Origin of the sequence: Pleurocapsa sp. CCALA 161 (assembly GCF_003003995.1) — a bacterium.
Classification (GTDB): domain Bacteria; phylum Cyanobacteriota; class Cyanobacteriia; order Cyanobacteriales; family Xenococcaceae; genus Waterburya.
This window is the reverse complement of sequence record NZ_PVWF01000148.1, coordinates 1-9,610: the sequence shown is the minus strand read 5'-3', so window position 1 is coordinate 9,610 and position 9,610 is coordinate 1. Positions and strand designations below refer to the sequence as shown.

The following is a 9,610-nucleotide window of genomic DNA, read 5'->3' as shown; positions in this document are numbered from 1 at the left end:
GAATTTTTCTGGTGAATTAATGGATAACTTGACGTATAAACCTTGAAGCAAAACGTTGCTATTAATATATTCTGGGTTGGTTACCATTGCCGAAAAAGGACCAACAAATCCTAATCCAACCATTTCCAAAAATGAACTGACAATAAACAACCAAAGCATTAGCAGCAATGATTTGTGCTTTCCTTTAGTAACATATAAAAATTTTCTTATGAACTTATTCATGTTTATAAAGTTGCTAACTATAGATTAAAGCTAGTCAAGGTTTTTGAGCAATTTCAACTTATTATTTATCATCAAATGACTTATGAAATAAACATTTTTTAATTAATAAGCTTAATATAGATCGTAATTAGACGCTATATTTCAGTTATAACCTTGATAATCTAGCTGTGCAAAGTTAGATTCTATTTTTTTCGAAAAACTTTTTATTATAACGCTCCTTAAACTCTAAAATTTTATCTGTAATTTAATTATCTAGGTGCGACTGTAATTTACATAACAATAGTAATTAAGAGCAAAAATAGCTAATAATTACTAAATAATTCTGTCAAACTAAACAAAATTAAGGGACTATTAAACTCGAGATACATTTTTAGCTTAATACCCCTTATTTTTCTTATTCTAAATTCATGCTAGTAGACATGGGCGCAAATAAAGTACCTATTCAAAAAGCTTGAAACCTTGGAATTAAAATGCTTTTGATTTTCGCGTAGCGGTAGCAGACGTTTAGTTAAGACAACCCTTGTTTTGCCTGATCTCCAGCATTTTGTATAGGCTCTTCAAGATTGAGCTTCAAGCGCAATACCTCTCTCAGCATTGACTGCCAGTTGCTTAAATTAATTGACCAAACTATGAGTGTCCATAAACACTTGAAACGTTCAGATAAAAAAATAGGGTAAGCGAATATGCTGTGATAATATCCCTGAAGACATTTAACTCGAGACATAAATGCACCATAGTTTAAGTCAGGGGAGATCCATTCAGCGCGTTCTTTTGAGCTTTTAAGGGATTGAGACTGCTCAGCATGAATTCTAAAGTAGCCAGTCGCATTCGGAACTTCTTTGATTTTACCCATTATTGCAAGTTCACACAGAAGCACTTTATCTGAACCATAAAAAGCATCATGTTGAGAAGTTTGTTCAATTATGTTTCTACGAGACAAACCAAAAAACTCATAACATTCGGTTGTTCGATATAGAACCTCCCAATAGCGCTTACTTGGATGGACTGACATAAAATTGCGCTGTAAGTTAGTAGTTATAATCCTCCCTTCTGGAACAACATAAGTATTCTTGTCAATTAAAGGAAAAGGGTTGTCATTTTCGTCAATGAGTACAAATCTGGGAAAAGACATCACGATGTCAGGATCATCTTCCAAGACTCTTACACATTCTTCTAGATAGTTAACAGAACATCTATCGTCGTGAGCCATCCACTTGAAGAACTGACCTTTTGCCAACTGAAATACTTTCTTATAGTTATTGGCAGCTCCTATATTGACAGAATTTCTATGATATAAAATTCTTTCGTCCTGAGATTGAAAAGAACGACAAATTTCTTCAGTTTTATCTGTTGAAGCATTGTCACATATGATGATCTCAAAATCTTGAAAAGATTGTTTAATTAATGAATCAATAGCAAATTCAAGATATTTTTCTCCATTATATACAGGTATACCAATACTAACTTTTGGAGATTTAATGCTGCTTGTAATCATAATTGTTAAAATATTTGATATTGAAATAAAATTTAAATTGCTACTTTTATATTGTTATACTCAAATTTAACATCAATATCTTTTAATTTGGTAAAATGAATATTTTCAATAAAATTTGTGACACATAAATAAACACAACAATGGTTTAGTGTCATTTTTATTTTATTATTACGACAATACTAAATCCGACAAAAATAGACCTTTTCGTCTTAGATATTGCTCTAGCAAAATATCTTCTATTTGTTCCCTAGAAACATTTTTATTTTCTATTAAAATGCTTCCTAGCTTTTGCTCAGTAATACTTTGTAATGATAAAAGTTCTTGTAGCTTGTTTTCTCTCAAAATTTTCTTTTCTACTAATAATTGACCAAGCTTGACGTTTTGGTTTTTTAGATAGAATTTAAGCTGCGATACTGACAATGAGTTATTGCGGACTAAAATCTCCCCAAGCTTTAGATTAGGGTTTAATTCTTGTAGTAACAGAGCCTGATCTAATTCCTGAGCGCTTAACAGATTTTGTTCCTGAAGAATCTTGCCAATTTTTTCTGGAGAAAAATCTAGATTGTCAATATCTAGGGAGAGATTGGCCTGAGAAAAAATACTTTTAACACTATCTCGATTTAATAGTTGCTTGGCAGCAAGATACATAAAGGGTGGGATAGTTGAACTGTATCGATGCCAGAGACGATTAGGTTCTTGAGCCAAACGATATAGCCACTCCATTCCTACATCTTGAATTATGTGGGGTGCGCGAGGAGTAATTCCTGCATACATAGCAAAAACAGCACCTACACCAATCATTACACCATTAATTAAGCCTTTATACTGAGACATCCAAACTTCTTGTTTAGGACATCCTAGACAGACAAAAATAATTCCAGCGCCACTATCATTAATTTCCTCAATCAGCTTTTCATCTCTTGAAGTGCGAATTTCATCAACTGACATAAAAGGAATAGATTTCATCCCAGCAATCTTAAGAACGGGATAATCTTTAGAGATCCTCTGTTTCATCTTGTCCAAAATTTCTGGGGTAGAACCTAGAAAATAAATGGGTATATTGGCTTTTTCTGCTGATTCGCAAAGATTTTCAAACACATTCATTCCAGAAACCTGGTTTTGCTCCATAATTCCCAAGCCACGTAGCATCATTACTAAAGGCTTACCATCTGGAGTAACTAAATCAGCTTGACGAAGTACTTCATGATACCAGGAATTTCGTCGAGCCTCCATTAACATATGAACATTTGCTAGGCAGACAGTTTTGCTGGCTCTATTTTTTGCCCAACGCAAAATGAGCATCATTTGCTCATCGAATGGTACGCAAGTAAGATAAACATCAATTACTTCTTTCTTCGGTATCATAATGTTTTTTAATTAGGTTATTTTATAACTAATAATAAAAAGACGTTTCGTTCTACTTTTCTATAATTTTTCTCGAATTTAGTAGTCTAAAATAGAAAATAGTTTTAATATTTAGACTGCAATGCAATAGTTTACAAACTATTATTTTAAAATAATCGAATATAGATTATTTTAAATAAAATAAAGTTTGATGACGATAATAACATGCTATTTTTTTTTCAAATCAGTGTCAACTTATAGTTCTAAGTCTAATCAAAATTTCATAATCAGCTAGCTTCTAATGAAGATTCGATAAAAATGCACTTAATCTAAATCATTAATATAACAATATTTTTGTTTTAATATACCTTATAAATACGTAGTTCTAAAAGAGATTTTCAGTCAAATTACTTATTTAATAGATTTACAACAATATGATGATTATCTAGAAAACAGCTTATGAACATCCAGCAAAAATAATCTATGTTTTAATGGTTATATCATCATTAACAATGCAAGCAAAATAATAGTTTATTTAAATACTAGCAAAAGTAAATAAAGTAATTTAGCTGTATTTATAATCAGCATAATTTTGAAATTATTAAATAATACAAAAGCTATGAATCAAAATTTTACAAATCAAAAAGGTTATTATCTTCATGGTTCTCCTACTGTTGAAAATACTGAAGGGGGTTTAAGTTACTTCGACCTAACTAATACTATTGTAAGGCGTCTGCCTCTTATTGCTAGCATTACCATTTCGATGACTGCTTTAGCTTTTTTCAAAACTAGTTTTTTGCCTCCAGTTTATGTTGCTAGTTTTGAACTATTACCAGAAACAATTAATGTAGAGACAAAAGTAACATCTATCGATGATATTAAAGATCGGGAAAAAATTACTGAAGTAGATCTTGACGATATTCAACTTAAGATCCTCAAAAGTCCTACTACTATATCCAAGGCAGTTGATACTTTGCGAGCAAAATATCCTCAACTCAACTATCAAGAGTTAGTTAAAGACCTAACGGTGGAATTTATTCGAGATAGCCAAAACCAAAAGAACGTCTTATCAGTAACCTATGAACATGCTAATAAACAGCAGGTGTCTGACGTAATTAAAGTTCTCACTCAAACTTATTTGGATTATAGTGCTAACACGCGTTCTGAGGGGATCAAAAGAGGAATAGATGTTCTTGATTTTCAAATTCCTCGGGTTACTAAGGATATTGAACGTTTAGAAAATAAAATGCAGAGATTGAGGGATGAATATAACTTTATCGAGCCTGATGTATCTCTTACGCCCATAGCTGATCGCACCGAGTTGATCAATCAAGAGCAGGATCAAGTTACTAGCGAATTACAGCAAATGCGCCTAAAACTGAGAAATTTAGAATACGAACTATCTAATCAGCCCACTACTTCGCCCACAGCAATTGATTTGGCAACCCCTAGATATCAAGGTTTGCTTAACCAGTTAAGAGAAATTGATATTAAACTCAGCCAAAAATCTACTATTTATTCCGATCAAAATGCCGAAATTCAGGTTCTTAAGGAAGAAAGACAGAGAATTGTTAGTCTGATTGAACAAGCAGCAGAAATCATTCAACAAAAGTTGGTCAATGATATTAAAACCTTAGAAAATCGCCAGCGACTAGCACAAAGTCAATCAGCCAAGCTGCAATCGCAACTTAAAAACTGGTCGACAGTTTCCGATGACTATACTAAATTTCAGCAAGATCTAGATATAGCTAAAAGCCAGCTCAATGAATTTAAGCGTAAGAAAGAAACTTTATTGGTCGATGCGGCAAAGCAGCAATCTCCTTGGCAACTTTTAGCGCCTGCGGAGGAACCACAGAGCAACGATATTGGCGTTAACAATCGCTTATTACTTGGCTCTAGTTTAGGTCTGATACTAGGCTTAGGTGTAGCTTTAATGCTGGACAAGACACAGAAGACTATTTATTCGTCTGCCAAGATAGAAGAAATAACTAATTTACCAATTCTTGGTCATATTCCTCATACTCCCACAAGAAAACAGCTGCAATTATTTGCTCCAGCAAAAGGTTCAATGGATCTTAAGCGACTACCATCTTCGGATATCTATCGTGAGCCAGACAACACAGACAACAAAGGGCAGTTAGCTTTTTCAGAATTTCTTTGCTCCTCTACCGAAGCATTCTGCTCTTTTGCCGCCAATTTGGGGCTACTAAACTTTACTACTGATTCAAAGAGTTTAGAATTTGATACTAGCTTAAAATCCATTGCTATTACTTCTACTATATCTGGTGAAGGTAAGTCTACTGTTGCTCTTAATCTTGCTCAAGCTACTGCATCTATGGGTAGACGAGTTTTATTAGTTGATGCAGATTTGCGGAGTAAAGTTCGTTTGACTGAAAGTTTAGGATTAGAGTCGGCAACTGGTCTAAAAAATATTCTTAGTCAAAATGAGCCTAGCTTGACTTTAAAACATATTCAACAATCACCTATAAATAATAATCTATTTTTTTTAAGCTCTGGCTTTAATGAACTGATGTCTTACGAAAGTAGCCTGATGCTTGCATCAGGAAGAATGCATTTGCTGATGGAGGAACTCAAATGCAATTTTGATTTGGTAATCTATGATTTGTGCGCTTTGGTTGGCTATGCCGATGTTAATCTTCTTGCTGGTAAAACAGACGGAGTTATCCTGGTTACAGGTTTGGGTAAAATAGATACCTCGCTACTTACGAAAGCCGTCGAACAACTTAAAATTTCCAATGTTCCTGTGTTAGGTATAGCAGTTAACGATTTAACGAAGTAGAGCAAGCTAAAAATCAGTCAGACTATAAACTAACTTTTTTTAGCGTTGCTCAACAACCAGTAGATTAAGTAATGCATTAAGAGCTGAACAAAATATTTCAGCATTTGAGTTAATTTGAGGAGAGTAAAATAATATCGCTCGATATAGTTTATATAGATACCAAATGGTTCTTATATAGTTCTTAGATATATTGACCAAATTAATCTAGTTGAATATGTGATAAAGTATATTTGCTATGGTGAGCATTTATAGGTGCTAAAATCTAAATTAATCCTTTTCATAGTGTTGAATTTGCGGATGTGGTGGAATTGGTAGACACGCACGCTTGAGGGGCGTGTGGCTTACGCCTTGCGAGTTCGAGTCTCGCTATCCGCATTCACCTTACGCCTCTGACATGCAAAACTTTCACAAGCAAGGAACGGCTCGTGCTTTATATTGTTCCTCAAAAATTGCTCACTTAGGAGAATAACCCAATTACTGTAGAGAGTAAAAGAACAGATGTAGCTCGATTGTTTAAGCGCTTAACAAAAAAGCGGGGCATTCTAGTGCCTGCTTCTGATTGATTCTATGTAAACTATTTTCCTGTACCCTAATTTCCCTGTTATCAGCTTTATTTGACCAATACAGAATTAGTAAAAGGCTCTTAATATCGAATTTTTGGAGTCAAGTAAACTAAAAAACGCACTTCAAGTTTGGTTGTCTTAGTTCTAAACCAATTTTGAACCAGAGGGCGCGCGCGCGCGCGATCGCTTAAATATTTAGCAAAAATGGGATTGGCTTGTGCCGATCGTTTGATGCCTCAAACCTACTTAACAAATTCTGTTCAAGCTTAACTTATGACCAATGAGTAAGCCCTAGATCAACCAGTTAATGCTTTGATGTCTTCTCTAGGTATTAAAATTAGATAATTATTGATAACTACTAACTTTTGGCAAGTAGCCATGTTTAAACAAAGCGATCGTCTAGCAATTAAGGGAATTATATTAACCAGTCTATTAACACTATTAAGTGGTTGCGGTAATAGTGCAGCTTTGCAAGACTTAGTGGGAGCAGATCCGCTGTTGAAAAAAAAGGCGCAAGAAGTGTCTCTCCAAACTCAAGATCCTGCTGCTAACCCTCAAGCAAAAACATCAGCATCGTCAAATAATCGAGATCGTAATGCGAATAACAACCTAGCGCTAAATTTCACTCAAACTTTTCCGATCTATCCCCAGGCTGAATTATTAGATGTCAAGTCTAGTAAAAACAAAAACTCAGGAACGATGCTGTGGAAGATGAAAGATAATCGCCAAGCAGTCGCCGATTACTATCTAGCAGAATTGCCAGCAAATGATTGGGATCTGATCAAACCCTTTACGATTAATCCTCAGCAAAAAATAGCTAGAGCGATCGCCATTAAAGATAACCTTAGAGTAGAGCTTTCTCTTTTAGAATCAGCAAATAATCCAGAATCTCAGGACAAAAGCACGAGGATGTCAGTGGTTTATCATCCTCTAGACCAAGACATTCCCCAATCTAGTATTTCTCAAGGAGACAACTTCTCTAAACCTTCCAATCCTCAAACTGCTAAACAACCAGCAAAAAATCAAACTCAATCTTTATCAGAGAAAACTCAGCAAAATACTGCTCAACCTAATTCAACAGCAACATTAAATAAAAATACTTACAATTCATCTGCTCCCGATTTTACAGATTTAGATCAAATCCCTCCACAACTAGAGCAACCTATAGAATCAGTTGCTGCTTTGGGCATTTTAACTCCCTATACCAAACAGGCTAACGTCGATTTAGCAAAATTTGCTCCCAATCAAGTTATTACCCGTGGGGAATATGCTCGTTGGTTGATGGCGGCTAATAATCGCTATTATGCCGATAATCCTGGTAAAAAAATTTATCGGGCAAATAAAACCAGCCAACCTGCATTTAATGATGTCAATCCCAATGATCCAGATTTTGAAGCAATTCAAAGTTTGGCTGAAGCAGGTTTAATTCCTTCTCGCTTGACGGAAGACAGCACTAATTTACTGTTTCGCCCAGATGCTCCTCTGACTAGAGCTGATTTAATTACTTGGAAAGTACCCTTAGATACTCGTAAATCTTTACCTAAAGCATCTATTCAAGCGATTGAGGAAAGCTGGGGATTTCAAGATGCTGCTGATATCGATTCCTCTGCCACGAGAGCTTTGTATGCCGACTTTCAAAATGGCGATCGCTCTAACGTCAGACGCATGTTTGGCTATACCACCCTATTTCAACCCAAGAAACCTATCACTAGAGCAGAAGCAGCAGCCTCGCTTTGGTATTTTGGCTTTCAAGGAGATGGGATTTCGGCAAAAGAAGTGTTAGAATCGGCAGCTAAAATGAAAAGTTAGTTAAGAGATCTAGTCATTGCTGACAAGTTAAGAGACTACGTTGTTTGTCAATCGGTTTTAAGCTTTTAGCTTTTAGCTTTGGAAACATTTTTCATGAAATGTAACTCTTTAAAAAGCCCTAAAGGATAAAGGATAAACGATCGCCATTAAATTAGACTTGGTTTACATCTGTGAAATGATTGGCACGAAGAAACTTTTGAAATCTTTGCTATTTCGAGTATTCTAACTAATTTAGCCTCGCAGCAGTCGCAGTCCACTCAATGTCACAACTAAAGTCGATCCCTCATGCCCAATCACACCAATAGGTAAAGTAATACCACCTACAAAATTTGCAGTCAGTAACAGAATGATAAAAGCGATCGCGAAGATAATATTTTGTTTGACAATGCTTTGAGCGCGACGACCCAGACGAATTGCTCGCTCTAATCTGTCTAATCGGTCTGCCATCAAGATCACATCGGCGGTTTCCAAAGCAACATCAGTTCCCGTTACTCCCATCGCAATGCCAACAGAGGCTTGAGCTAAAGCAGGGGCATCGTTGATTCCGTCTCCAACCATTGCTACCGTTCGATATTGTTTCTGAAGTCGTCGTAAAATATGAATCTTATCTTCTGGTAACAGTTCGGCATACACTTGATCTATACCGACTGTTTGAGCAATTTGATGAGCCGTGCGCTCGTTATCGCCAGTTAGCATAATTATCTGTTTAATTCCTAGTTTTTTCAATTGCGCGATCGCAGTTTGTGCTTCTGGGCGTACTGTATCGGCAACAGCGATCGCACCTAATAACCTGTCGGCTTGGATAATCCAGATAACTGTATTGCCCTGCTCTTCCAAGCTAGAGCAAGTTTGCTCTAGATTTGCTGTTAGCGAAGTATTTGTTTCTAAACCAACGAGCTTGCCAACCCAAACTCGTTTTCCCTCGATCGTTCCTTCAATCCCTTGTCCTGCCTCTGCTCGAACGTCACTAGCCTCTAATTTGAATAAATTTCGCTGTTGTGCTGCCCGCACGATCGCTTCACCAATGGGATGCTCTGAATAAGCTTCTAGGGTGGCTGCTACCGTTAGCAAATAAGACTCCGATCTTTCTGTGACTGGGATGATTTGGGTGACTTGTAGTTGACCTGTGGTAAGGGTTCCCGTTTTATCAAAAGCGATCGCCTTTATTTGTCCGAGTGCTTCTAAAGTAGCGCTACTTTTAAACAAAATTCCTTGTCGTGCGCCATTGGCGATTCCCGATAGCAAAGTCGGCATGATTGCCGCCATCAAAGCGCAGGGAGAAGCAACCACCAGAAAAATAAGCGCTCGATAAATAGTCGTTTCCCAGTCCCAACCCCAAATAAAAGGCGGTATTAATGCTAAAAAAACACCTATAAA

The 9,610-nt window shown here is 36.1% G+C and carries 5 protein-coding genes, 1 tRNA gene and 1 pseudogene; 3 read left to right on the top strand and 4 right to left on the bottom strand.

The annotated features are described in order from the left end of the window. The 3 genes and pseudogenes from C7B62_RS25495 to C7B62_RS22300 form a co-directional block, all read right to left on the bottom strand. Positions 1–222: pseudogene (locus C7B62_RS25495) on the bottom strand (ABC transporter ATP-binding protein); the annotation flags it as partial. 508 nt (positions 223–730) lie between these two features. Beyond that, positions 731–1,717 (bottom strand): glycosyltransferase family A protein, encoded by a 987-nt coding sequence (locus tag C7B62_RS22305; RefSeq protein ID WP_106242584.1) that lies wholly within the window; start codon positions 1,715–1,717, stop codon positions 731–733. Positions 1,718–1,885: 168 nt separating this feature from the next. After that, positions 1,886–3,082: a WecB/TagA/CpsF family glycosyltransferase gene (locus C7B62_RS22300; protein ID WP_106242581.1), complete on the bottom strand. Its 1,197-nt coding sequence runs from the start codon at positions 3,080–3,082 to the stop codon at positions 1,886–1,888. Positions 3,083–3,680: 598 nt separating this feature from the next. Between C7B62_RS22300 and C7B62_RS22295 the strand changes: the two genes are divergently transcribed. The 3 genes from C7B62_RS22295 to C7B62_RS22285 all read left to right on the top strand — a co-directional run bounded on the left by C7B62_RS22295 (position 3,681) and on the right by C7B62_RS22285 (position 8,233). After that, positions 3,681–5,861 (top strand): polysaccharide biosynthesis tyrosine autokinase, encoded by a 2,181-nt coding sequence (locus C7B62_RS22295; RefSeq protein WP_106242578.1) that lies wholly within the window; start codon positions 3,681–3,683, stop codon positions 5,859–5,861. Between the two features lie 293 nt (positions 5,862–6,154). Then, positions 6,155–6,236: transfer RNA gene (locus C7B62_RS22290), tRNA-Leu, on the top strand. 536 nt (positions 6,237–6,772) lie between these two features. Then, positions 6,773–8,233 carry an S-layer homology domain-containing protein gene (locus C7B62_RS22285; protein ID WP_146132176.1) on the top strand — a complete coding sequence of 487 codons (1,461 nt, stop codon included), beginning with the start codon at positions 6,773–6,775 and terminating at the stop codon, positions 8,231–8,233. 231 nt (positions 8,234–8,464) lie between these two features. On the opposite strand, the gene C7B62_RS22280 is transcribed toward C7B62_RS22285, so the two are convergent. Further along, positions 8,465–9,610, bottom strand: a 1,146-nt coding sequence (locus C7B62_RS22280) for a heavy metal translocating P-type ATPase (protein ID WP_146132175.1), incomplete at its 5' end; no start/stop codon positions are given.

Excerpts from the sequence above, each read along its gene's own strand:
- C7B62_RS22300 (WP_106242581.1), bottom strand. The coding sequence starts at position 3,082 with ATGATACCGAAGAAAGAAGTAATTGATGTTTATCTTACTTGCGTACCA.
- C7B62_RS22305 (WP_106242584.1), bottom strand. The coding sequence starts at position 1,717 with ATGATTACAAGCAGCATTAAATCTCCAAAAGTTAGTATTGGTATACCT.
- C7B62_RS22295 (WP_106242578.1), top strand. The coding sequence starts at position 3,681 with ATGAATCAAAATTTTACAAATCAAAAAGGTTATTATCTTCATGGTTCT.